This is a genomic window from Nocardia sp. NPDC050697, from assembly GCF_040654395.1.
Taxonomy (GTDB): domain Bacteria; phylum Actinomycetota; class Actinomycetes; order Mycobacteriales; family Mycobacteriaceae; genus Nocardia.
Genome location: NZ_JBFAHY010000004.1, coordinates 323211 through 347793, shown reverse-complemented (window position 1 = coordinate 347793; position 24583 = coordinate 323211). Strand labels below are relative to the sequence as shown.

Genomic DNA, 24583 nt, shown 5'->3' with positions numbered 1-24583 from the left:
GGTGGCCGCCACCGGCTCGGGCTCCGGCGCGGCGGCCTCCGCGGAATCCACCCGCTTCGCCTCCGCGCCGAGTTCGGCACGCTCGCCCGCGCTCGGCTCGGCCGCGTCCGCAACCGGATCGGCCGTAGGGCGGTCGCCGTCGGCGGCGGCCCGATCCGCGGCGCCGGACGCACTCTCGGGAACACCGGAGCCGGGCTCGCGCCCGGCTCCGGATGCACTGCTCTCGGTCACGATCGTCCAGTATCCCGTGTGCTCGGAGTCACACCGTCACTTGGTCGCGTTGTCGTAGATGACCGCGACCTTGCCGGTCTCCGCCGTGAACAGCTCCTTGTCGACGGCCTTCCAGCCACCGAGGTCGGCGATCGTCCACTCCTTCTGCGGGGCCGGGAAGTCGGCCTTGAACTCGGCGGCGATCGCCGGGTCAACCGGGCGGAACCCGGCCGAGCCCCAGGCGCGCTGCCCCTCGGCGGTGAACTGGAAGTCGCGGAACGCCTTCGCCTTCTCCAGGTTCGGGCTGTTCTTCAGCACCGCGATCGGGTTCTCGATCTTGAAGGTGATCGGCGGGATGACGTGCTCGATCTGGTCGCCGTTGCGCTCCGAGAAGATGGCCTCGTTCTCGTAGCTCAGCAGCACGTCACCGGTGCCCTGCAGGAAGGTCTCGGTCGCCTCGCGGCCGGACTTCGGCTGCACCTTGACGTGCTCCGGCGAGACCAGCTGGGACAGGTAGTCCAGCCCGGCCTGCGGGTTCTTGCCGCCCTCGGACTTGGCGGCGTACGGGGCGAGCAGGTTCCACTTGGCCGAGCCCGAGCTGAACGGGTTCGGGGTGACCACCTCGACGCCGGGCTTCAGCAGGTCGTCCCAGTCCTTGATGCCCTTGGGGTTGCCCTTGCGCACCACGATGGCGACCACGGAGCCGAACGGGATGCCCTTGTCGGCGCCGGCGTTCCAGCTGGCGTCGACCAGCCCGGCGTCGACCAGGCGGGTGATGTCCGGCTCGACCGAGAAGTTCACCACGTCGGCGGCGGCGCCGTCCTTGACCTTGCGGGACTGGTCGCCGGAGGCGCCGTAGGACTGCTGGACCTGCACGCCCTTGCCCGCGTCGGTCTTGTTGAACTCGGGGATCACCTTGTCGAAGCCGGGCTTCGGCACCGCGTAGGCGTAGAGGTTCAGCGTGCCGCCGCTGCCGTCGGCGCCGCCGCCGTCGGTGGAGTCACTCGCGCCGCCGCCGCAGGCGGTGAGCGCGACGGCGGCGAGCGCCGTGAGGGCAACCGCGAGCGGCTTGCGACGGGACCGGGTACGACCGGCGAACAACGACCTGCGAGACATCGCTGGACCTTCCTGTGTGATCCACCGCGACGGGGTTGCTTGGGTGCGGCGGACATCCGAAACGACGCGCGGGATCGCAGCACGATCCACTGATTCTCGGAGCCCCGTCGCCGGATGCGCGCCGGTTCATCGAACGGACGCGACGGTGACCCCGCGGATCACCGACAGAGGATATCGGCGACCGCGAGATTGCCGACAGCGATCAACGCCAATTCATGGCGGACCTGCGGGACGGCACTCGGAGACACGGGCAGACTGTAGCAGAGCATCGGTAGCTGTTCGAGTCGAGCGAGTTTCACAAGATCGCGGGAAACCCCATGTCGACCGCGGCTCGGCACCCGGAAGCACCCCGCGGACCGCACGGCCCCGCTAGCGGGTGAGCAGCCAGGCGACCACGATCAGCACCAGCAGCGCGACCAGCGCCAGCTGCACCCGCGAGCGCGGCATCAGCGCACCCCCGCCGAGCCGGCGGCGGCCAGCGGGCCGACGAACTCGGTGACGATCGGCGCGACGTCGGCGCCGGGCCCGGCGGGCGGGCCGGCGGGCCCGGCGGCACCGGGCATCTCCCCCGGCTCCGGCGTGCGATCCCGGCCGAGCAGGTGCAGCACCGCGCGCAGCGTGCGGTCCAGCCCCATCGCGATGGCGACGCTGATCGGCACCATGCCGAGCAGCACGACGAGGAACTGCGGGATGAACGGCAGCCCCGCCACCCAGAGTTCGAACCCGTCCCACCAGCCTGCGATCTGCTCCACGCCCCCACCCTAGTGGTCGCCGCCGGAAGCGGGCGTAACCCGGCATCATGGGGGCATGGCGCCGACCGATCACCCCGACCAGACCGCGCTCAGCGACTCGCCTCCGGCAGCGGCGGGCAGTGGCGAGGTGCCGCTGCTCAACCCGACCACCGAGGCGCGGCGCTACGGCGCCTACCCGCCGATCGACGACTACGCCTTCCTCAGCGACTGCGAGACCACCTGCCTGATCGCCAGCAATGGCGCGGTGGAGTGGATGTGCGTGCCGCGCCCGGACTCGCCGAGCATCTTCGGCGCCGTGCTGGACCGCAGCGCCGGGCACTTCCGGATCGGGCCGTACGGCCGCAATGTCCCGGCCGCCCGGCGCTACCTGCCCGGCGGCATGATCCTGGAGACCACCTGGCAGACCGAGACCGGCTGGCTCATCGTGCGGGACGCGCTGGTGCTCGGGCCGTGGCACAACAACGACCAGCGCAGCCGCACGCACCGGCGCACCCCGATGGACTGGGATGCCGAGCACATGCTGCTGCGCATGGTGAAGTGCGTGAACGGCACCGTCGAGCTGGAGATGAGCTGCGAGCCCGCCTTCGACTACCACCGGGCCGCGGCGCGCTGGGAGTACACCGGCAAGGTGTACGAGGAGGCGACCGCCACCGTGGCGGCCGACCCGGCGGCCGGGCCGACGCTGACGCTCACCTCCGACCTGCGGCTCGGGCTGGAGGGCAGGGAGGCGAGGGCGCGCACCAGGATGGAAGAGGGCGACGAGGTGTTCGTCGCGCTCACCTGGTCGGAGCTGCCCGCGCCGAAGAGCTACGCCGAGGCGGCGGAGAAGATGTGGGCCACCATCGAGTGCTGGCGGCAGTGGGTCACGCTCGGCAAGTTCCCCGACCACCCGTGGCGCAACTACCTGCAGCGCAGCGCGCTCACGCTGAAGGGCCTCACCTACGCCCCGACCGGCGCGCTGATGGCCGCCGCCACCACCTCGCTCCCGGAGACCCCGCACGGCGAACGCAACTGGGACTACCGCTACAGCTGGGTGCGCGATTCCAGCTTCGCGCTCTGGGGGCTCTACACCCTCGGCCTGGACCGCGAGGCCGACGATTTCTTCGCCTTCCTCAACGACGTCACCACCGGCCCGGACGGCGAACCCGTTCCGCTGCAGGTGCTCTACGGCATCGGCGGCGAGCGCGAGATCACCGAGAGTACCCTCGACCACCTGTCCGGGTACGACGGCGCGCGCCCGGTGCGGGTCGGCAATGCCGCCTACGACCAGGTGCAGCACGATATCTGGGGCACCATGCTGGACTCGGTGTACCTGCACGTGCGCTCCAGGCAGCAGGTGCCGGAGACGCTCTGGCCGCTGCTGGAGCGGCAGGTGCGGGCCGCCGTCGAGCACTGGCGGGAGCCGGACCGCGGGATCTGGGAGGTGCGCGGCGAGCCGCAGCACTTCACCTCGTCCAAGATCATGTGCTGGGTGGCGCTGGACCGCGGCGCGCGCCTGGCCGAGCTGCACGGCCAGGTCGAGCACGCCGCCGAGTGGTTCGCCGTCGCCGCGGAGATCAAGGCCGACGTGCTGGCCAACGGGGTGAACGCGGACGGCGTCCTCACCCAGGCCTACGGCAGCGACTCCCTGGACGCCTCGCTGCTGCTCGCGGTGCTCGTCCGCTTCCTGCCCCCGGACGACGAGCGGATCCGGGCCACCGTGCTCGCCATCGCCGACGGGCTCACCGTGAACGGCCTGGTGCTGCGCTACCACACGCAGACCACCGATGACGGCCTCTCCGGCGCCGAGGGCTCCTTCGCCATTTGCTCGTTCTGGCTGGTCTCCGCGCTGGTGGAGATCGGCGAGCTACAGCGGGCCAGGCACCTCTGCGAGCGGCTGCTGGGGCTGGCCAGTCCGCTGCGGCTCTACGCGGAAGAGATCGACCCGCGCAGCGGCAGGCACCTCGGCAACTTCCCGCAGGCCTTCACCCACCTGGCGCTGATCAACGCGGTGACGCACGTGATCCGGGCCGAGCAGACGCGCGACGCCGGGTTCTTCCAGCCCGCGCACTCCCCGCCCGCGCCGGGGCACTGAGCGGTCAGAAGGGCGCGAGCGCCTCGGCCCGGCCGCGTACGCCGCGCAGCTCGTCGAGGTGCCGCTCCAGCTCGGCGAGGCGCTCGGCGCGGCGGTGGCCGTAGCGGCCGTCGGCCTCCGATGCCACCCGCAGCACCTCGTCGGCGCCGCGCAGCACCTCGGTGGCCAGCTCGGTGAAGTGGTCGCGGAGCGCGCGCTGCACCGCGCGCAGCCGGTTCCTGGATTCCTTGCCGACCTGGAAGACCACGTCGTCCATGAGCCGGGCCACCGCGACCTTCGCCTCGGCGCGGCGGCGCTGCTTGCGCGCCTTCCGGTCGTCCCAGAGCGCGTTCACGCCGAGCAGCACCCCGGCTCCGGCCGAGTACCAGTTCACCAGCGACATGCCGAGCAGGCTGGTGGCGAGGCCGACCATGAGGATGCCGCCGTAGGAGCCGCGCAGCGCGGAGAGGAACTGCTGGGTGACGCCGGGCTTGCCGCTCTCCAGCGGCTCCAGCGGGGCCACCTCCTCCAGCACCTCGCCGGGGTTGGCCAGCCGCAGGTCGGGCAGCGGCGGCATCCGGTGGTGCGCCGGGAACTTCCCCGCCACCTGCTCGCACAGCTCCACCGAGCGGTAGTGCGCGACCACGAAGTTCTCCTCGACCGCCTCGCAGATCCTGGCGTCCAGGTCGGCGGCGAACTCCTTCCAGCGCTTGGCCGGATCGCTCTCGGTGATCTCGGCCTCGGCGTCGCGGACCAGGCTGCGCAGCCGGTGCCGCAGGTCGTGCTCGATATCGGCCATCAGCTCGGTGCTGCCGTCCACCAGCGTCACCTGCCAGTTCGCGGTGCGCTGCCGGAGCTGGTCGGCCTCGTCCCTGGCCAGGGATAGTCGCCGGGTGATCTCGGCGCGCCTGCGCGGATCGCGCAGCGACTCCTGCTCGGTGCGCAGCGAGCCCTCCAGGTGCCCGGCGATCAGCCGGATGTCGCCGATGGCGGCCTCCCTGGCCACCACGTCGGCGCGGCCGACCACGAAATCGCGCAGGTGGTCGACGAGCTGCGGCAGCCCGGATTCGATATCCCGGTGGTAGTCGCCGTCGGCGACCGCGTCCAGGTGCAGCTGCGCGGAGATCGGGGCGACCGCGAGGCCGAGCCCGGCCGAGTCGAGCAGGTCGCGGTTGCGCTGCTGCACCGCGGACCAGTGCGGGTACTGGTCGATCTTGGTGAGCACGCAGATGACGGTCGGGCAGACCCGGTGGATGCGGTCCAGCTGCTCCAGCTGCTCGGCGTCGAACTCGGCGCCCGCGTCGGTCACGTAGAGCACCGCGTCGGCGGCGGCGATCATCGACCACGAGGTGTGGTCGTCGCCGGTCGAGCCGGGCGCGTCCATGAGCACGATGCCGTCGGCCAGGAACGGGCTCGGCTCGGTGTACTCGATCCGGACCACGCCGTCGGTGGCGGCCAGCGCCGCGGCGACCCCGCGCGGATCGATCGGGGCCCGCTCGGTGCGCCCCGGCGCGATCGACTTGACCAGCGTCGCAGCCGATTCCGTCCCGTACTCGACGATCACCGGGACGCCGTCGCCGTCGGTGATGCTCACCGCGGCGCCGATCAGGCTGTTCACCACGGTGCTCATCCCGGACCTGGGCCGCCCGACGACGACCAGCCGCACCCGCGGATCGCTGAGCTTGGCCAGCGCCATGCCGATGCGGCCGTTCAGATCCTCGCGCCCCGCGAACCGGGCCGTCTCCCTGAGGTCCTCGAGGATCCGGATGAGCGGCGCCATGACCTCCGGATTCTTCGCCGTCGCTGCCTCAAGCCCGGCTACGGCAGACAAGCCGGTCTCCTCACTCTCGATCCTCGCGAAGCCGACCGGCGCCGCGATGTTTCCAGCCATAGTGGTGCATCGGACCGCCGTTCGCATCGGCGCGGTACGAAACCGCTCGGTCCGGCCGCTACAGCAGCGCGCCGTGGTGGTCGTCCGGCAGCGGGTGCAGCGGGTCACCGTAGCCGAACGCGGCGGTGGTGCCGAATTCGCTCGCCGCCAGGGTGTGCGGGGCGTGGTGGGTCAGCGCGGGCAGCTGCCACCAGTGCCCGCTGCCGTCGTCCGCGATGCCGTGCGCGCTCGGCTTCGGCTGGGTGGCGGGGTTCGGCGGGACCGGGACGGACGGATTGTCCACCGTCGGAACGGTACCCGGCTGATCGGCGGTAGGCGGCTTGACCGGGGTCGGCACCGCCTGCGTGGGGACGTCGACGGTCGGCGCCGTGCCGGTGCCTGATCCGCCGCTGTCGCCGCCCGAGGTGGGGCGGCCGGTGCCGGGATCACCACCGGTGGCAGGGCGGCTCGGCTCCGGCTGGTCCGCGGTGCTCGGCCGGGTCGGGGCCTCCGGGCGGGTGGCCGGCGCGGTCGGCGCCGTGCTGCCCGCGCCGCCGGGGGTGGTGGCGTCGGCGCTCGGGGCGGTGCTGCCCTGGCTCGGACGGGTGTCGGCGGTGGGCGGGATCTTGGTGACGGTGACGTCGGGGAGCGTGGTCGGCGCGGGCTTGGTGGTCACGCCGGTCTCGGCGCCGGGCCGGGTGGCCGGGGTGCTCGGCTCCACCGGCGGCACCTGGACCGTGGTCCGGGTGACCGTGGTCGGCAGCCCGGTGCCCGGACCGGCCGGATCACCGTGCGGCGCGGTGTGATCGGTGACCGGCGGGGTGCTCGGCTCCGGGCGCGGCGGCGGCTGCACCACGGCCGGGAAGAGCAGCGGCAGGTCGGCGGCGGGCGCGGTGAGCGGCGACGGCCCCGGCGGCGGCGCGAGCACATTGGCGATCGGGGTGCTCGCGGCGTCCGGCTGGATGGTGGTCTGCAGCGGGGTCGCGGCCACCACCGGCGGCGCGACAACGGCCGGGGCGACGGCGATCGGCACCGCGGCGGCCGGTGCCACCGGCGCGGGCTGCGGCGCGGGCGCGGTGGCGGCGTGGACCGGCGCCGGCGGCGGCACGAAGCCGGGACCCGCGGGCGCGCCCGCGCCGGAGCCGCCGAGCCCGGAGCTAAGCCCGGAGCCGCTCGCCCCCGGCAGCGCGCTCTCGGTGCCGGTGCGGCCGGCGCCGGGGGTGGAGCCGAGCCACTCGCCGAAGCGGTCGAGCTGGTCGCCGATGCCGGTGCCCGCGGCGGTCTCCACCGTGACCCCGGCGGAGGCCTCCACCCGGAGATCGGTGTAGAGGTAGGCGCCCTGCGGCCCGAGCCCGAAGTCCACGGTGAAGTGGGTATCGATCTCCGCGCCCGCGTCGACGCCGAAGTACACGCCGAACGGGTCGCTGCCGATGCCGTCGAAGAGCCCGCCGCCGAAACCCGTTCCCGGCGTGCCGGAGTCGTGGTGGCCGTGGTGGCCGTCCTCGGTGCGCACCGCGTCGGCGTCCGACATCCGGGTCAGGCCGAGCGGGTCGGCGCCCGGTGCGGTGAAAGTGATGTCGCCGGTGCCGAAGCCGTGCCCGGCCTGGCCGAGGCCGTGCGCCGGGAGGCCGAAGCCGTCGGCCTGGTCGTCGTCCTCCGGCTTGCCGCCGATCCCGTCCCACCAGCTCGGCATCTCGGGCGCCTGGAAGAGCGGCGTCCCGGTGCCGGGCAGCTCGAACTCGTGCCCGGACCAGCCCGGGGTCGGCGACACCGCCGCGGAGTCCCAGCCGGGGGTGAGCGGGATCTGGCCCGCGCCGGGCGCGTGGCCGACCTCGAGACCCGGCGTCGCCGCGCCGCCCCAGCCGGGGGTCGGCGGGACGGCGGCCACCATGCTGTCGGTGCCGCCGGGCGGCGTGCCGAAGCGGAGCCCCGGCGCCGGGAGCGTCACCTCGGTCGCCGCCGGCGGGGCGCTCGGCCCCGGGTGCGCGACCGGGTGCGGCGCCGCGGTGGCCGGGCCCTGGTCCGGAAAGGTCAGGACCGGGCTCGGGACATCGGGATCCGGATCGCTGCTCCGCGCCCAGCCCGCGTTCCAGCTGTCCAGGTGCTGCTCCGACCCGGGCTGGGCGGGCACGCCGCCGCCGTTTGCCGCGACCAGCGCGCCGCCGGTGACGTAGGCGCCGGCCCGCGCGGTGCGCGCCACGCCGTTGGCCACACGGTATGCGGTGTCCCCGCCCCCGCGCTCGCCCGTCTCGTCGTCGTCGAAGGGCAGATCACGCGTCATTGAAGCTCCAGCTCTCGATTTCCTGCGGCGCACCACACCGGGCATCCCGCGGAGTCGGCCCCACCCTATTTCGCGGGCCCGGAGCTGTCATATTCTCCGCCGCTCGCAGCGCTCGGTTGTGGTGAGCACCCCTACCTTGCCAAAGGCGGGAGTTGAACGAAAGCCCCGTTTCGGTCCGACTTTCCGGACCGGCGGTCCGGTGCTACTTCTTGTCCTTCGGTTTGTCGGCCGCGGCGTCCGAGGAGAGCGCGGCCACGAAGGCCTCCTGTGGCACCTCCACCCGGCCGATCGTCTTCATCCGCTTCTTGCCTTCCTTCTGCTTCTCCAGCAGTTTGCGCTTGCGGCTGATATCGCCGCCGTAGCACTTGGCGAGCACGTCCTTGCGGATGGCCCTGATGTTCTCGCGCGCAATGATCTTCGAGCCGATGGCGGCCTGGATCGGCACCTCGAACTGCTGGCGCGGGATGAGCTCGCGCAGCTTGGTGGTCATCTTGTGGCCGTACGCCTGCGCGGCGTCCCGGTGCACGATGGCGCTGAACGCGTCCACCGCCTCACCCTGCAGCAGGATGTCCACCTTGACCAGCTGCGAGACCTGCTCGCCGGACTCCTCGTAGTCCAGGCTGGCGTAGCCGCGGGTGCGCGACTTCAGCGAGTCGAAGAAGTCGAAGATGATCTCCGCCATGGGCAGCGTGTACCGCAGCTCGACCCGGGTCTCGGAGAGGTAGTCCATGCCGCCCAGCTCGCCGCGGCGGGACTGGCAGAGCTCCATGATCGAGCCGATGAACTCGCTCGGCGAGATGATGGTGCACTTCACCACCGGCTCGTACACCGAGTTGACCTTGCCCTCCGGCCAGAACGAGGGGTTCGTCACCACGTGCTCGGCGCCGTCCTCCATGTCCACCCGGTACACCACGTTCGGCGCGGTGGAGATCAGCTCCAGGTCGAACTCGCGCTGCAGCCGCTCGCGGGTGATCTCCATGTGCAGCAGCCCGAGGAAGCCACAGCGGAAGCCGAAGCCGAGCGCCACCGAGGTCTCCGGCGCGAAGGTCAGCGCGGCATCGTTGAGCTGGAGCTTCTCCAGCGCGTCGCGCAGGTCCGGGTAGTCGGAGCCGTCCACCGGGTAGAGCCCGGAGTAGACCATCGGGCGCGGCTCGCGGTAGCCGGTGAGCGGCTCGGCGGCGCCGTTGCGGGCGGCGGTCACGGTATCGCCGACCTTGGACTGCCGCACGTCCTTCACGCCGGTGATCAGGTACCCCACCTCGCCGACGCCGAGCCCGGCGGTCGCCTTGGGCTCCGGCGAGACGATGCCGATCTCCAGCAGCTCGTGGGTGGCCCCGGTGGACATCATCTTGATCTTCTCGCGCGGGGTCAGCTTGCCGTCCACCACGCGCACGTAGGTGACGACGCCGCGGTAGGTGTCGTAGACCGAGTCGAAGATCATGGCGCGCGCCGGGGCGTCCGCCTGCCCCACCGGCGCCGGGATCTGCCGGACCACCTCGTCCAGCAGCTCCGGCACGCCGACGCCGGTCTTGCCGGAGACCCGGAGCACGTCGTCCGGCTCGCAGCCGATGATGTGCGCGATCTCGGCGGCGTAGCGGTCCGGGTCGGCGGCGGGCAGGTCGATCTTGTTCAGCACCGGGATGACCGTCAGGTCCTTGTCCAGCGCCAGGTACAGGTTCGCCAGCGTCTGCGCCTCGATGCCCTGCGCCGCGTCGACCAGCAGCACCGCGCCCTCGCAGGCCTCCAGCGCGCGCGACACCTCGTAGGTGAAGTCGACGTGGCCGGGGGTGTCGATCAGGTGCATGACGTACTCGGCGCCGTCCAGCTGCCACGGCAGCCGGACGTTCTGCGCCTTGATGGTGATGCCGCGCTCGCGCTCGATGTCCATGCGGTCGAGGTACTGCGCGCGCATCGCCCGCTCCTCGACCACTCCGGTGAGCTGCAGCATCCGATCGGCCAGCGTCGACTTGCCGTGATCGATGTGGGCGATGATGCAGAAGTTCCGGATCCGGGACGGATCGGTGAACGTGGTGTCGGCGAAGCTGGCGGGCACTCCACTCCTCGGCTCTGGTCTGCGGGGGCAGGCACCATCGTCCCATGACCACCGTGCGGGCGACCTCGGCGGTTGGCCGTTATCCTTCGGGGATGGCCCGAAGTTGGAACACGATCGGCAAGCAGCTCGGCACCATCGCCAGGCAGCAGGGCCCGAAGATCGTCAGGCAGCAGGGACCGAAAATCGCGGAGCGGCTGCTCGGTTCGCTCTCCGGTACCCGGCGCAAGAGCGTCTCGGTGCGGCCCACCGCCTCGGTACCGGTGCCCACCGCCGAGCGCGCCAGGCAGATCGTCTACGCCCCGCAGCTGGACGGCCGCGCCGACCCCGGCGAGATCGTCTGGACCTGGGTGCCCTTCGAGGAGGATCCGAGCAACGGCAAGGACCGCCCGGTGCTCGTGGTCGGCCGGGACCGGCGCACCCTGCTCGGGCTGATGCTCTCCTCGAACGCCGAGCGCGCGCACGATTCGGACTGGATCGGCATCGGCAGCGGCAGCTGGGACCACGACGGCAGGCCGAGCTGGGTCCGGCTGGACCGGGTGCTCGACGTGCCGGAGGCCGGCATCCGGCGCGAGGGCGCGGTGCTGGCGCGCAAGACCTTCGACCTGGTCGCGCACCGGCTGGTCGCCGAGTACGGCTGGCACTGAGCCGGGTCGTCGGGCTGAGCCCCGGTCGTCAGGCGATGACGTCGCGCGAGCGGCCGAAGAGCAGCCCGTAGAGCAGCGCGCCGAGCACCCCGCCGAGCAGCGGGAACACGATGAACGCCCAGAGCTGCCCCATCGCGCCGTCCTGGTACGGCGCGACCGCGATGCTGCGCGCCGGGTTCACCGAGGTGTTGTCCACCGGGATCGAGATCAGGTGGATCACCGCCAGCGTGAAGCCGATCGAGATGCCGGCCAGCGGCAGGTCGGAGATCTGGTCGGTGGAGGCGAGCACCACGAAGACCAGCAGCGCGGTCAGCATGACCTCGACGATGATCATCGCGGCCAGGCCGTAGCCGTCCTCGATCACCACCATGCCGAGCGGGCCGGTGGTGGCCGAGGGGCTGTGGCTGCCCCAGCCGTTGGCGCCGAGGCCGTCGACCGCGCGGTCGTAGCTGGGCAGGTTCTTGGCCAGCGCGAAGAGCACCAGCCCGGCCAGCAGCCCGCCGATCAGCTGGGCGATCCAGTACCCCACCGCGCTCACCAGGCCGAGCCGCCCGAGCAGCAGTTGCCCGAGGGTCACCGCGGGGTTCACGTGGCAGCCGGAGATCGGCCCGATCGCGTAGACCAGGAAGAGCAGGGTGAGCCCGAAGGCGAGCGCGACGCCGAGCGCGCCGACCCGCTGCCCGGCCAGCACGGCGGTGCCGACACCGCCGATCACCAGGATGAAGGTGCCGAATGCCTCGGCGCCCCATTTCTTCGCGTCGGGAATCGGCCGCTGCTCGACGGCTTCTTCGACGATTTCCTGTGCCGTGGGAGACATACCGCCACCTCGTGCTTCCAAAGGAAACTGCATATTTGCTGAGAGGTCGAGCGGTAGTGAACGTACTACGCGATCCGGGTGATCTCCACCACCACGCGCATATCGGTCGAGCCGCCGCCGGAGAAGATCCCCTTCAGCGGCGGCACGTCGGAGTAGTCGCGGCCGACGCCGACCGAGACGTGCTGCTCGTTGATGGCGATGTCGTTGGTCGGGTCGTACCCCCACCACTGGCCGGTCCAGGCCTCGATCCAGGCGTGCGACTGCCCCTCGACGGTCGCCCCGAGCTCCGCCGCCGGCTGCGGGTGCAGGTACCCGGAGACGTACCGGCTCGGGATCCGCATGGCGCGCAGCAGCAGCAGGGTCAGGTGCGCGTAGTCCTGGCAGACGCCGCGGCGCTCGGCGAAGGCCTGCACCGCCGAGGTGTGCACCGAGGTGCTGGCCGGGGTGTAGTCCATCTCCCGGTGCACCCACTCGGCCGCCCGCACCACCGCCTTGGCCGGCGAGTCGGTGCGCGCGAGCCGCTCGGCGACGACGTGCAGATCGTCGTCGAGCGGGACGTAGGGCGTCGGCGCGAGCAGCTCGTCGAAGCGGTCGGTGACCGCACCGGTGCGGAGCTCGTCCCAGCTCAGCTCCTCGGCCGGGCCGGGGAAGGGCTCGGTCTCCACCACCGAGGAGCCGATCACCTGCAGCTCGGTGTGCGGCGCGTGCAGGTCGAAGGCGGTCACCGCGGTGCCCCAGTAGTCGGTGTAGCGGTAGGAGCGGGTGGCGGGCACCGTCTCCACCCGGTTCAGCACCACGTTCTGCCGGTGGTCGGCACGCGGGGTCAGCCTGGCCTCGTTGTAGGACCGGGTGACCGGTGTGTCGTAGAGGTAGTCGGTGGTGTGCACCACCCGGGTCCGCCAGCTCACAGCTCCCCCTCCGCGCCGACGCGCTGATCGTGGCTGACCTGCAGATCGGTCCAGGCCACCCAGGGCGCGGCGTGGAAGTACTGCAGCGCCACCGCCTCGCTCACCTCGCGGCAGGTGCGCTGCAGCGAGAGCAGCCGGGTCTGCAGGTCCTCCAGCAGTACCCCGGGCGCCAGGAACTCCAGCTCGCTGCGGGCCCGGCCGAGCAGCCGCTGCGCCTCGTGCCGCGCCCCGACCCGGCTGCTCGGCCGCTGGTCCAGCTCGGCCAGGCAGGCCTCGGCCACCCGCACCGAGTGGAAGACCGAGCGTGGGAAGAGCCGGTCGAGCAGGATGAACTCCGCCACCAGGTTGGCGTCCAGCGCGCCGCGGTGCGTGCGCAGGTAGGTGTCGTGCGCGCCCGCCGAGCGCAGCACCGTCACCCAGGCCGGCGACGAGGTGCGGTCACCCGCCCGGGAGAGCAGCAGCCGCACCGTCATGTCGACCCGCTCGATGGCCCGGCCGAGCAGCAGGAAGCGGTAGCCGTCGTCGCGGCTCAGGGTGGAGTCGGAGAGCCCGGCGAACATGGCCGCGCGGTCCTTCACGAAGTGGAAGAACTCGTGCGGGCCGAGGCCGCGGGCCGCGGACTCGGCGGCGGCCAGCCCGTTGTAGGTGGCGTTCAGGCACTCCCACATCTCCCCCGAGGTCACCTCGCGGGCGCCGCGCGCGTTCTCCCTTGCCTTGCCGACCGAGTGCACGATCGAGCCGCCGTGCGCGTGGCTGAAGGCCACCAGCTCGGTCACCGACCAGACGTCGAGGACGCCGGGCGGCGGCTCGATGCCGAGCACCCGGAGCAGCAGCCGCGAGGTGCGGTCCGGGTCGACGGTGGCGTCCTCCAGCAACTGGTGCACCGCGACGTCGAGGATCCGGGCGGTGTCGTCGGCGCGCTCCACGTAGCGGCCGATCCAGTAGAGCGATTCCGCGTTCCTGGCCAGCATCAGGTGCTCCCTCCGGTCGCGGGCCCGGCCGAGCGGGCCGCCTGCTGTTGCTGCTGCTGTTGCTGCCCCGCCTGCGCCGGGCTCAGCTCCCGGCCGGACTCGAAGGCGTCGGCCTGCGGCGGCTCGGCCACCAGCTCCGCACCGCCCAGCTCGCGCTCGGCCTCCGCGACCTGCGCGGAGAGCACCCAGGTGTCCTTGCTGCCGCCGCCCTGGCTGGAGTTCACCACCAGCGAGCCCTCCGGCAGCGCCACCCGGGTGAGCCCGCCCGGCAGCACCCAGATCTGCTCGCCGTCGTTCACCGCGAACGGCCGCAGGTCGACGTGGCGCGGCACCAGGGTGTCGCCGACCTTCGTCGGCACCGTCGAGAGCTGCACCACGGGCTGCGCGATCCAGCCGCGCGGATTCGCCCTGATGTTCGCCGCGACCTCGGCCAGCTCGGCGCGCGAGGCGTCCGGGCCGATCACGATGCCGTACCCGCCGGAGCCCTCCACCGGCTTGACCACCAGCTCGGCCAGCCGGTCGAGCACCTCCGCGCACTCGTCGTCGAGCCAGCAGCGGAAGGTGTCGACATTGCGCAGGATCGGCCCTTCCCGCAGGTAGTACTCGATGATGGTGGGCAGGTAGGCGTAGACGAGCTTGTCGTCGCCGACCCCGTTGCCCACCGCGTTGGCGATCACCACGGTGCCCGCGCGGGCCGCGTTCAGCACCCCGGCGACGCCGAGCACCGAGTCCGGGCGGAAGTGCATGGGGTCGAGGAAGGTGTCGTCGATGCGCCGGTAGATCACGTCGACCTGGCGCTCCCCCGCCGTGGTGCGCATGTAAACCACGTTGTCCCGGCAGAAGAGGTCGCGCCCCTCGACCAGCTCCACCCCCATCTGCCTGGCCAGCAGCGAGTGCTCGAAGTAGGCGGAGTTGTGCACGCCGGGGGTGAGCACCACCACCGTCGGATCGGCCTCGTTCGGCGCCGCCGCGGCGCGCAGCGCGCGCAGCAGGTGCGCCGGGTAGTCGCCGACCGCCCGCACCCGGTGTGAGCCGAAGAGGTCGGGGAAGACCCTGGCCATCGTGCGCCGGTTCTCCATCACGTAGGAGACGCCGGAGGGCGAGCGCAGGTTGTCCTCCAGCACCCGGAAGCCGCCCTTTTCATCGCGGATCACATCGACCCCCGCTACGTGGATCCGCACCCCGTTCGGCGGCACCACCCCCACCGCCGCGCGGTGGAAGTGCGCGCACGAGGTCACCAGCCGCTTCGGGATCACCCCCTCGCGCAGGATCTGCCGCTCGCCGTAGACATCGGCGAGGAAGAGCTCCAGCGCCCGCACCCGCTGCCGGATCCCCGCCTCCAGCTCCGACCACTCCGCGGCCGCGAGCACCCGGGGCACCAGGTCCAGCGGGAACGGCCGCTCCTGCCCGGAGTGCGAGAAGGTGATGCCCTGGTCGACGAAGGCGCGACCGAGCGCGTCGAAGCGCGCCGCCAGCTCGTCGGCGTGAATCGGGGCGAGCGCGGCGAAGAGCCCGGCGTAGGGTGGCCGGACCGCGCCGTCCGGGGCGAACATCTCGTCGAACGCCTCGCGGAACCGGCCGGGGCCGTAGCCGTCGAAGACGCCGGTCGTGGTGGCGGGGCGCAGAGCGGTCATCTTTCCGAGGTTGCAATGCCCGTGTCCGGTTCGCGTGAGACGCAGGTTAATTTCGCGCTACGAACGATCGGACCGCGATTTCGTCCGCGCGCGGGCTGCTGGTAACCTCGACCTTCGGCGCAGCGTTACCTGCTGGTCCGCACCCCTCCGGTGCGACCACCGCGTGCGCATGAGCTTTCGAAGCACACCTAACCGACAGGAACCAGAGGATACCGGCGTGGCCAATATCAAGTCCCAGCTGAAGCGGATTCGCACCAACGAGGCGGCGCGGCTGCGCAACCAGTCGGTGAAGTCGGCGCTGCGCACCGCGATCCGCAGCTTCCGCGAGGCCGCCGACTCCGGCGACAAGGACGTGGCGGCCGAGCGGCTGCGCTTTGCCAGCCGCAAGCTGGACAAGGCCGCCTCCAAGGGCGTCATCCACTCCAACCAGGCGGCCAACAAGAAGTCCGCGCTGGCGCTGGCCTTCAACAAGATCTGATCTTCCGGCGCCTTCCAGCGCCTGCGGTACGCCGCCGTGGCCTCGATGACCACGGCGGCTTTGTCGTACCCACCGGCGGTTCCGCCCGTCCGTTCGTCACCCGCGCGGGAAGCCCCGCAGTGTCCGTCGCGCTGGCTACGATTCCGCACATGGTGACCGTGTACGCGAATCAGACCGTGGTCCGAGCCGAGGATCTCCCGGAGGTGATCCGGGCCGCCGAGGTGCTCGGGATCGGGATCAAGATCGAAAATGTGATGGTGCCTGATGATGAGGGTGGGTACGCGCTGGAGTGGATCGTCACGCGGGACGATGAGGTGCCGTCGTATGAGGAGTGGGATGGGCGGTTCGAGGAGTCGGAGGTCGAGGAGGAGGGGTTGGTGCTCACTTCCGGGGAGTGAGGGGTTCCTTCGGGGCGGCCGGGAGATCGTTCAGGGTTGATCGACCGGCCGTTCGTGTTGTCGATGGTCTCGGGGTCTCGCCGGATCTGGGAGCACGGCTTCCGGCCGATCGCGTAACCGCAGCTCTCGGCGTCTCGCCGATGCCCACAAGACCACGGCGGCGGTTCATCGGTGAACTCGAGGCGGGGGGCATCGTGACCGGGTTGCGTCGCTGCGGCCGCCAGTCGACAAACCGCGGCTCTCCGCCTGTCCCGGCTGGCTGCGCGGTCGCAGTTTCCGACCGCTGGCGACGCAGCGATCGGCCACCCGCGGCTGGCTCCGCCACCACCAGTTTCCGGCCGGCCTCGTCGGCGCTCGGCCTCCCACAGTCGCCCACGTCGCCGCGGCCTCCAGCGACCGCCGCCTGGGGGTAGCGAGGGCGGGCGGGGTGCGCCCTACGGGGCGAGGAGGCGGGCGAGCGCTTCTTCGGAGGCGGCGTCGGCGGCGTGGTAGACGATGATCCGCTGGTCCGGATCCTGCTGAGAGAGCAGCACTTCGAACTCCACCACCAGATCGCCGACCACCGGGTGGTGCAGCGGCTTCCGGCCGCGACCGCGGACCAGGACGTCGCGCCGGTCCCAGTTGCGGGCGAACTCCGCGCTGGTCTCGGAGAGCTCGGCGATCATCGCGGCGAGCGCGGCGTCGTCCGGGTGCGCGGCCCAGGCGGCGCGCAGGTCGGCGATACCGTCCTGGATGATCCGCTCCCGATCGCCGTAGAAATCGCGCAGCTCCGGGTGCATGAGGCAGAGCCAGAGCGAGTTCCGGCGCGGGGCGGGGACCGCGGCGAAGTCGAGCAGCAGCGCCGCCATCTCCGGGTTCCAGGCCAGGATGTCGCAGCGATGGTTCACCAGCATCGCCGGCAGCGGCGAGAACACCTGGATGAGCTTGGTCAGCGCGGGCGCGGGCACCTGCCGCTCCGGCTGCGCGCTGCTCGGCGGGCGCTGCTGCGCCAGGTCGAACAGGTAGATCCGCTCGGAGTCGGTGAGCCGCAGCGCCCGGGCGAGCGCCTCCAGCACCTCGACCGAGGGCCGCAGCCCGCGCCCCTGCTCCAGCCGGACCACATAGTCGGTGCTCACCCCAGTGAGGGGTCATTTGCACACTCCTACTCGTAGGGTGGAGTTATGACCTTGAGAACGACCCGGCCCGAGCCGGAGTGGCTGACCGAAATCAATGCGGCCCTTGCTGATTCGACTTCCGGGGTGGACCCGTCGGAGTGGGTGTACGGCTACGTCCGCATCTCTCGTGACGAGAAGGACCGCGCGGAGGGTGTGCAGTTGCAGGCCAAGGCTCAGCTGACCTATGCCGAGCGCAAGGGGCTGGCGTTGGCGCGGATTCTGTGTGACAACGACCTGTCGGGGGCCGATACCGACCGGCCGGGGCTGCGGGAGGTGCTGCGGCTGGTGACCACCGGTCCGACCAAGACGATCCTGGCGCGGGACGTGGCGCGGTTGACTCGTGATTACGACTTGGGCGCGGAGTTGATGAAACTGGGCCGGGACCGGGGTGTGCGGCTGATGCTGGTCAAGGACACCGATCCCGACCTGACCACCGGCGCGGGGCGCAAGAGCTTCATGGTCAAGGTCGCCGAGTCGGTCGAGTACCGGGAGACCAACACCGAGAACCTGTTGGACCGGATGAGCGAGGAAGCCGCCAAGGGAGTCAGCCAGGGCGGTTCCCGCCGCTTCGGTTACGGCAAGGTCGTCGGCCGGCATCCCCTCACAGGCGCCGAGGTGGTCGATCGTGACGCGCTGCGGGAGTCGGAGGTGGCGGTGCTGCGCGAGGGCGGGCAGCGGATCATCAACGGAGAGTCGCAGACCATGTTGGTCACCGACTGGCACCGGCGCGGGATCACCACCGCGCAGGGCAGGGCGTGGCGGGTGGGCAAGCTCGGCAAGACGCTGACGATGGAGGCATACGTTGCCTACGACCTGGGCGAGCACACCGACGCGCACGGGCGTCGCTGCCCGTGCCTGGACAATCCCGAAGGCAACGGCATCCGGGTCCACGCCCGCACCGGTGCCCGCCACCGCGCGCAGTGGCCCGCGATCTTCACCCGCGCCGAGCACGACGCCATCGCCGCCGGGTTGCGCGCGCACAGCCGCGCCAAGGACCCCACCAAGCCCCGGCAGCGCAACGGTGACTACTGGCTGACAGGGTTGGTCGAGTGCGCCGGTACGCGCCCGGAAGGGATGGAGCGTGCGGGGCAGATGTGCGGGGCGCGGATGATCGGGTCGTTGCTGGGGCGCAAACGCGCGGACGGGGAGACCCAGCAGCGCCGGTATGTGTGCCGCCGCAAGGACGCGCGCAAGGTGGAGTGCGGGTGCGGGCGGGTCTACCGCGACGCCGACGCGCTTGAGATGTACGTGGCCGAACAGGTCATCGCGGTCTATGAGGACCCGCAGATCCTCGCGCGGCTCGAGCGCGGCAACGACAACGCCGAGCAGATCGCGGCGTTGCAGCGGCGGATCGAAGTCACCGCGGGCAATCTCGACGCCGAGGCCGACCGCCGCGCGGAACTGCTCTCCGGTGTCGAGGGTGACGAGGACGAGTTGCGGGTGATCGAGCGCACGATCACCGCGCTCAAGGCCGCGTTGAAGAAGCTGCGCGCCGAGCAGGACTCGCTGCGCAGCGATCGGGCGTTGGCGATGCTGGCCGATCTGGGCGCGAGCCCCGGCGAGTTGCGCAAGGCGTGGGCGTCGAAGGGGTCGCGGTGGCGTCACGATGCCGCTGCCCGCCTGATCGAGAAGGTGATCGTTCATCCCGCGCGGATCTACGCCGCGCAGTGGCGCGATCAGAACGGGCGGGTACGGCGCTTCGACACGTCCTCTGTCGAGATCGTGTGGCGGCAGCTCTGACCCGCTCACACCCCGCCGTCGCCGCCGGGGCCGTCCTCATCGAGGGTGGACAGGGCGTTGCGCAGGAACAGCGCCAGGGATTCGATGACGGCCGGGTTGTCGATGTTCGGCGACAAGCCCTGACGTGCCCGGCTTTCGGCGACCAGGCGGCGGGTCGCTTCACTGGTCGGACCGACCCACCCCGGCGCGGCGGCGTTGCTCGCATCGGTGGCCGGTGCCCGCTGCGGCGCGGCCCCGTCCTCGCTTGCGGTCACCGCCTGATCGGACGGTGCGACCGCTCGGCCCTCACCCTCACCACCGGCCGGCGGCATGAGAATTGCTCGCGTTTGCGCGTCCGCGTGGGCGCGGTGGGTGGCCTCGTCCCTGCTGGTGCGTGATCGCGTTCTTCGGTTGTCGGACATGCTGGTACTTCCTTTGATCAAGTACCCAAACGTGCCGCCCGCAGATTCTCCCTTGGCCCCACCCAGTGTGCCCGATCTTGTGACCAGCCCGCCGCGCGCCCGATCCGGGCTGTGGCTGCGGCCCGCTCATGTCCGGCTGTCGTCGCCGGGGCCGTCCTCATCGAGGGTGGACAGGGCGTTGCGCAGAAACAGCGCCAGGGACTCGATGACGGCCGGGTTGTCGATGTTCGGCGACAGCCCCTGACGTGCCCGGCTTTCGGCGACCAGACGGCGCGTCGCCTCACTGGTCGGCCCCACCGACGCCGACGCGGGCGGCGGCGGTTGCGGTGAGGGCTCGGTGCCCGACCGATCCGGCGGTGCCGGGGTAGCCGCTCGCGCCTGCGCCTCACCGTGGGCGCGTCGCGCCGCATCGGCCCGCCCGGTCCGGGATCGCGTTCTTCTGCTGGTGGACATGGGTGATCGACATCCCTTCGGTGATGTCAGTCCCCACTAACCGCTAACCACTGTGCCCGAACCTGCGAAAGCGTGCCAGTTCCGGCGTGCACGCACGATGGGCGGCCCGTCCGCGACGCGGCGCGCGCCGACTGCGGCCGACGCCGCCGGACCGCTCCGACACCACTGCCGGTCCCGATCCGTGACCCACCCGCCTCAATTCACTGCTCGCAGACCCCCGCCCCGTCCTCTCCCTCATGCTCACGCCGTCACCCCATGGCTTCCCCTCCCTCCCCGCCCACTCTCCCCCTCCCTCCCCGCCCACTCTCCCCCTCCCTCCCCGCCCACTCTCCCCCTATACCCCCCGCCCCTATATGCCCACAACCTCACAAGCAGACATCTTGCATCTCGGGTGCGTCGGACCCCGAATTGTGCCTGATCACGCTATGTTCAAGGGTTTCGCACTTGAATTACGAAGTGTAGTAGGCGCTTCATGGAGGCATGGTCGCGACCATGCACAAGGTCGCCGCAGGCAACGGCTACGAGTACTACCTGCGCAACACCGCCGCCAACGACACCACGGCGCGCGGCCGGACGTCGTTGTCGGAGTACTACGCCGAGCACGGTGAAGCGCCCGGAACGTGGCAGGGCAGCGGACTCGCAGCGCTCGGCCTCAGCGAGGGGTCGGAGGTCACCGAAGACCAGATGCGCAACCTGTTCGGGACCGGTGTTCACCCCGACGCCGACCTCATTCGCGAACGCGCCGCCGCCGAGCACCGCGCGGGCGGGGTACCGCCCGCCCAAGCCGCCAAGCTCGCGGACAAGGCCGCCGATCTGGGCAGCCGGTACGCGGTCTACGCCTCGAAATCCGGTTACCGCGCCGCCCTGACTGCGGCGTATCGGGACTACAACACCGAGCACGGGGAGTGCGTAACCGCCCACATCCCCGACGAGATCCGCGCGCAGATCCGCACCAGGGTCGCGACGCAGATGTTCACCGCGGAATACCAGCGCGCACCGCTGGACCCGCGCGAGTTGTCAGGATGGGTCGCGAAGAACTCGCGCCCGGACCGCACCGCCGTGGCCGGGTTCGACTTCACGTTCAGCCCGGTCAAGTCAGTGTCGGCGCTGTGGGCCATCGCCGGACCGGGACTGGCCGCGCAGATCGAGGCCGCCCACCGCGCAGCCATCGCCGACGCGCTGAGCTGGCTGGAAGACAACGCGCTGTTCACCAGGCTCGGCCGCAACGGCGTCCGCCAGGTCGACGTACAAGGTTCCATCACGGCCAGTTTCGACCACCGCGACTCCCGCGCCGGTGACCCCGACCTGCACACCCACGTCCTCATCGCCAACAGGGTCCGCACCTATGACGGGAAGTGGCGCACCATCGACGGCACCGTCATTCATCAGGCCGTGGTCACGGTCTCGGAAATCTATGACACCCGCCTGGAACACCACCTGGAAACCGCGCTCGGCGTGCAGTTCTACACCCGCCCCGACCGCCACCCCGACAAAGTGCGGGTGCGTGAAATCGCCGGGGTTCCGCTGCCGCTGATCGCTCGGTGGTCGCGGCGCGGGGCCGCGATCACCGACCGCCTCGACACCCTCACCGCCGCCTGGCAAGCCACATTCGGGCGCGAGCCCACCCCCGACGAGGTGCACAAGCTCGCCCAGCGCGCCACCCTCGAGACCCGCCCCGGCAAACACGCCCCCGGCTCACGCAGCGAGCAGCGCGCCGACTGGCTCGCCCAGGCCCAGGAGCTGATCGGCGGTCCTGCCGGGGTGGATGCAGTCGTGCAGCGCGTGGTCTCGGCCGCGCCCGTTGTGCGTCCGGTGCCGGATCGGGCGTTCATCACCCACCTTGCCGATCAAGCGTTGGCGGCGGTGTCGGGCAAGCGGGCGACCTGGCGCGCGTTCAATCTTCGCGCGGAGATCGAACGCCAGATGCGCGGCACCGTCGACCCCGAACAGTGGTCACAGGTCGCCGCTGCGGTGCTCGAACAGGCGCTCTCACCGTCTTCGGCGGTGGCGCGTGGTGACCCCGATATCGCCGCGCAGCCGGACCTGCGTGCGGTTCCGGCGTGGTTGCGCCGCCGCGACGGCACCCCCGTGCACACGCGCGCGAACGCCCAGATCTACACCACCGAATCCACGATGGCCGCCGAAGCCGAGCTGATCGCGCTCGCCGTCGAGCCCGGCGGAGCCGTCCTCGACCCCGCAACGGTCGCCCTCGCCGTCGCCGCCTACAACGCCGCACACCCCGGCCAGACCCTCAACGCTGGTCAGGTCCGGGTCATCGAATCCTTCGCCACGGCCGGGATGCGCGTGCACAGCGCCAACGCCCCCGCCGGTACCGGCAAGACCACCGCCATGCGAGTCCTCGCCTCCGCGTGGACCGACGCGGGCGGGACCGTGCTCGGGCTGGCGCCCACGGCCGCCGCCGCATCCGAGCTGAGCGAGTCGATCGGTGCGCGCGCCGAAACCGTCGACAAGCTCCTGCACGTCCTGGACGGCCATCAGCCGCAGAACGTCGTGATGTCGGATTTTCCGCCGAACCTGCCGCAATGGGTGCTCGACATCGACATCGCCACGCTGGTCATCGTCGATGAACACGTCACCATCCCCACCACGAAACGTCTCAAGCTGCTCCGGTACCTCACCAGCAGAAACGCCACCGTTCGCTGCATCGGCGACGACCGGCAACTCTCCGCCATCGATGCCGGGGGTGTCGATGCCGACATGGCCCACGCCTCACCGCACCAGGCACCCGAACTCAGCGAGGTCGTGCGCTTCGCACGGCGCGGGGAAGCACTCGCCTCCAAGCGGCTACGCGAAGGCGATCCGACCGCGCTGGCCTGGTACCTCGACAACGGCCGCATCCACGCAGGGCACCGGGGCACCGTCTACGACGACGCCTATCGCGCGTGGGCCGCCGACATCGCAGCCGGTGCGGACGCAGTGATGCTGGCCCCTACCCACGACATCGCCGCCGTGCTGAACCTGCGCGCACGCGCCGACCGTCTCGCCCGCACCGCCCTGCCGCCCGGTGGGCCGTTCGTAGTCCTGGGTGATGGGTCGGTGGCCTCGGCCGGGGACACCGTGCGCACCCGCCGCAACGACCCCCACCTACGCCTCGGCGAACACGACTGGGTCCGCAACGGCTACACCTGGACCCTCCGCGACGTCCACCCCGACCACACAGTGACCCTCGCCCGGCGTGTGCACGGCCGCGACACCGACACCCTGGTCCACCTGCCCGCCGAGTACGTGCGCGAACACCTGAACCTCGGCTACGCCGCCACGATCGACTCCGCCCAGGGCATCACCACCGACACCTGCCACGTCGCCCTGACCGGGCGCGAGTCCCGCCAGCAGCTCTACGTCGCGATGACCCGCGGCCGCCACGCCAACCACGCCTACATCGCCACCGCCCTCACCGGGGACGAAGGCGACATCTACACCCTGCCCGGCCACCACCCCCGCACCGCCGTCGAACACCTCCAACACGTCCTCGACCGCGACGGCACCCGCCCCTCCGCGCATACCGAACTCCGCGACGCACTCGACCCCGCCCGCCGCATCGGCCGCGCCGTCGACACCTACCTCGACACCCTCGGACTCAACGCCGAAAACGCCCTCGGCACAACGCAACTCGCCGCGATCGACCGAACCGCCGACCGCCTCGTCCCAGGCTTGACCGACAGCCCCGCCTACCCGGTCCTGCGCCAGCACCTCGCCATGCTCGCCCTCACCGGAGCCGACCCCGTCACCGAACTACGTGCCGCCGTGTCTGCTCACGAGCTCGACACCGCCGACGACCCCGCCGCCGTGCTCGACTGGCGGCTCGACGCCACCGGCCGCCACGCCACCGGCCCCGGCCCCCTGCCCTGGACACCCGGCCTGCCCGCCGCCGCCACAGCCACCGGAACAGAAGTCACCGCGCCCGTGCAGGCGCGAGAGCGGATCGTGGCCGAACTCGCCCGCCAGATCACCGACACCGCCTACACCTGGACCCATGCGACCGCCCCCGACTGGGCGCGGCCGTTGCTCGGCACCAGCCCCGACCTGCTGGCCGACCTTGCGGTCTGGCGGGCAGGGCTTGACATCCCCGACAGCGACCACCGCCCCACCGGCCCCACCCGGCCGCTCGCCGCGGAACGCGACTACCAACAATTACTCGACCGCCGCATTGCCGAGACCAGCGATGACACCGACTCGCCGCAGCAGCGGTGGGCGGCCACCGTGGACCGGATCGACCCCCGCATCAGTACCGATCCCACCTGGCCACGCATCGCCACCCACCTCGACACCGCAGCAGCCGCCGGACACGACATCGCGCACCAGCTCACCCAGGCCGGCCGGGCACGGCCACTACCCGACGAGATGCCCGCCGCTGCCCTCTGGGCACGCCTGGAAATCGACCCCGGCGAAGTCCCTGCACCACCCAGCCGCGACGACACCTCCGAGCATGAGCAGCCGACCACTACTACCGAGCCCGAACCTGACCCGATGGGGCTGGCAATTGCTGATGCCGTCGACGCCGCCGCCCTCGGCGACTTCACCGACTACGAGGCTTCGCCCTTCAACGACAGCGACCAGTTCGGCCCCTATCCCGCCGATCCCGGACCCAATGCAGGCCACGGAGTCGACTGGTGAGAAGTGGAGCGGTAG

Annotated in this window: 19 protein-coding genes; 6 read left to right on the top strand and 13 right to left on the bottom strand. The window is 71.4% G+C overall.

The window, feature by feature from the left end; genetic code table 11:
• Positions 1 to 267 precede the first annotated feature (267 nt).
• The 3 genes from AB0H71_RS17170 to AB0H71_RS17160 form a co-directional block, all read right to left on the bottom strand.
• Positions 268 to 1326: a sulfate ABC transporter substrate-binding protein gene (locus tag AB0H71_RS17170; protein WP_357021261.1), complete on the bottom strand. Its 1059-nt coding sequence runs from the start codon at positions 1324 to 1326 to the stop codon at positions 268 to 270.
• A 158-nt stretch (positions 1327 to 1484) separates the two neighbouring features.
• On the bottom strand, positions 1485 to 1574 hold the full coding sequence (locus tag AB0H71_RS17165; protein WP_357021258.1) for an Ms4533A family Cys-rich leader peptide: 90 nt from the start codon (positions 1572 to 1574) through the stop codon (positions 1485 to 1487).
• Positions 1575 to 1772: 198 nt separating this feature from the next.
• Positions 1773 to 2078: a hypothetical protein gene (locus tag AB0H71_RS17160; protein WP_357021255.1), complete on the bottom strand. Its 306-nt coding sequence runs from the start codon at positions 2076 to 2078 to the stop codon at positions 1773 to 1775.
• 55 nt (positions 2079 to 2133) lie between these two features.
• On the opposite strand from AB0H71_RS17160, the gene AB0H71_RS17155 reads away from it, so the two are divergent.
• Positions 2134 to 4152, top strand: coding sequence for a glycoside hydrolase family 15 protein (locus tag AB0H71_RS17155; RefSeq protein ID WP_357021252.1), 2019 nt, complete (start codon positions 2134 to 2136; stop codon positions 4150 to 4152).
• A 4-nt stretch (positions 4153 to 4156) separates the two neighbouring features.
• On the opposite strand, the gene AB0H71_RS17150 is transcribed toward AB0H71_RS17155, so the two are convergent.
• The 3 genes from AB0H71_RS17150 to lepA form a co-directional block, all read right to left on the bottom strand.
• Positions 4157 to 5962, bottom strand: coding sequence for a dynamin family protein (locus tag AB0H71_RS17150; protein ID WP_357021250.1), 1806 nt, complete (start codon positions 5960 to 5962; stop codon positions 4157 to 4159).
• 118 nt (positions 5963 to 6080) lie between these two features.
• The gene (locus AB0H71_RS17145; protein WP_357021247.1) at positions 6081 to 8282 is read right to left on the bottom strand and encodes a hypothetical protein; all 2202 of its coding nucleotides are present in this window, start codon (positions 8280 to 8282) and stop codon (positions 6081 to 6083) included.
• 202 nt (positions 8283 to 8484) lie between these two features.
• Positions 8485 to 10335 (bottom strand): translation elongation factor 4, encoded by a 1851-nt coding sequence (gene lepA / locus AB0H71_RS17140; RefSeq protein ID WP_357021244.1) that lies wholly within the window; start codon positions 10333 to 10335, stop codon positions 8485 to 8487.
• A gap of 92 nt (positions 10336 to 10427) precedes the next feature.
• Here lepA and AB0H71_RS17135 point away from each other — a divergent pair, with 92 nt between their 5' ends.
• Positions 10428 to 10979 carry a type II toxin-antitoxin system PemK/MazF family toxin gene (locus tag AB0H71_RS17135; RefSeq protein ID WP_357021242.1) on the top strand — a complete coding sequence of 184 codons (552 nt, stop codon included), beginning with the start codon at positions 10428 to 10430 and terminating at the stop codon, positions 10977 to 10979.
• A 28-nt stretch (positions 10980 to 11007) separates the two neighbouring features.
• Here AB0H71_RS17135 and AB0H71_RS17130 read toward each other — a convergent pair whose 3' ends face one another.
• The 4 genes from AB0H71_RS17130 to AB0H71_RS17115 form a co-directional block, all read right to left on the bottom strand.
• Positions 11008 to 11796 (bottom strand): aquaporin, encoded by a 789-nt coding sequence (locus tag AB0H71_RS17130; RefSeq protein ID WP_357021239.1) that lies wholly within the window; start codon positions 11794 to 11796, stop codon positions 11008 to 11010.
• Between the two features lie 65 nt (positions 11797 to 11861).
• Positions 11862 to 12704 carry a transglutaminase family protein gene (locus tag AB0H71_RS17125; protein WP_357021236.1) on the bottom strand — a complete coding sequence of 281 codons (843 nt, stop codon included), beginning with the start codon at positions 12702 to 12704 and terminating at the stop codon, positions 11862 to 11864.
• Positions 12701 to 13675: an alpha-E domain-containing protein gene (locus AB0H71_RS17120; RefSeq protein WP_357021233.1), complete on the bottom strand. Its 975-nt coding sequence runs from the start codon at positions 13673 to 13675 to the stop codon at positions 12701 to 12703. Before AB0H71_RS17120 ends, AB0H71_RS17125 begins: the two co-directional genes overlap by 4 nt.
• Positions 13675 to 15309: a circularly permuted type 2 ATP-grasp protein gene (locus AB0H71_RS17115; protein WP_357021231.1), complete on the bottom strand. Its 1635-nt coding sequence runs from the start codon at positions 15307 to 15309 to the stop codon at positions 13675 to 13677. Before AB0H71_RS17115 ends, AB0H71_RS17120 begins: the two co-directional genes overlap by 1 nt.
• A 217-nt stretch (positions 15310 to 15526) precedes the next feature.
• Between AB0H71_RS17115 and rpsT the strand changes: the two genes are divergently transcribed.
• Positions 15527 to 15787 (top strand): 30S ribosomal protein S20, encoded by a 261-nt coding sequence (rpsT, locus tag AB0H71_RS17110; RefSeq protein WP_357021228.1) that lies wholly within the window; start codon positions 15527 to 15529, stop codon positions 15785 to 15787.
• 149 nt (positions 15788 to 15936) lie between these two features.
• Positions 15937 to 16185 (top strand): hypothetical protein, encoded by a 249-nt coding sequence (locus AB0H71_RS17105; RefSeq protein ID WP_357021225.1) that lies wholly within the window; start codon positions 15937 to 15939, stop codon positions 16183 to 16185.
• 434 nt (positions 16186 to 16619) lie between these two features.
• Here the strand turns inward: AB0H71_RS17105 and AB0H71_RS17100 are convergent, their stop codons facing one another.
• Positions 16620 to 17300 carry a helix-turn-helix transcriptional regulator gene (locus AB0H71_RS17100; RefSeq protein ID WP_357021222.1) on the bottom strand — a complete coding sequence of 227 codons (681 nt, stop codon included), beginning with the start codon at positions 17298 to 17300 and terminating at the stop codon, positions 16620 to 16622.
• Between the two features lie 45 nt (positions 17301 to 17345).
• Here AB0H71_RS17100 and AB0H71_RS17095 point away from each other — a divergent pair, with 45 nt between their 5' ends.
• Positions 17346 to 19079: a recombinase family protein gene (locus AB0H71_RS17095; RefSeq protein WP_357021219.1), complete on the top strand. Its 1734-nt coding sequence runs from the start codon at positions 17346 to 17348 to the stop codon at positions 19077 to 19079.
• Positions 19080 to 19084: 5 nt separating this feature from the next.
• Here the strand turns inward: AB0H71_RS17095 and AB0H71_RS17090 are convergent, their stop codons facing one another.
• Positions 19085 to 19480 (bottom strand): hypothetical protein, encoded by a 396-nt coding sequence (locus tag AB0H71_RS17090; RefSeq protein WP_357021217.1) that lies wholly within the window; start codon positions 19478 to 19480, stop codon positions 19085 to 19087.
• Positions 19481 to 19606: 126 nt separating this feature from the next.
• A complete protein-coding gene (locus AB0H71_RS17085; RefSeq protein WP_357021214.1) occupies positions 19607 to 19933 on the bottom strand; it encodes a hypothetical protein in 327 nt (108 codons plus the stop codon).
• 480 nt (positions 19934 to 20413) lie between these two features.
• Here AB0H71_RS17085 and mobF point away from each other — a divergent pair, with 480 nt between their 5' ends.
• On the top strand, positions 20414 to 24568 hold the full coding sequence (gene mobF, locus AB0H71_RS17080) for a MobF family relaxase (RefSeq protein WP_357021211.1): 4155 nt from the start codon (positions 20414 to 20416) through the stop codon (positions 24566 to 24568).
• The last annotated feature ends 15 nt before the right edge of the window (positions 24569 to 24583 follow it).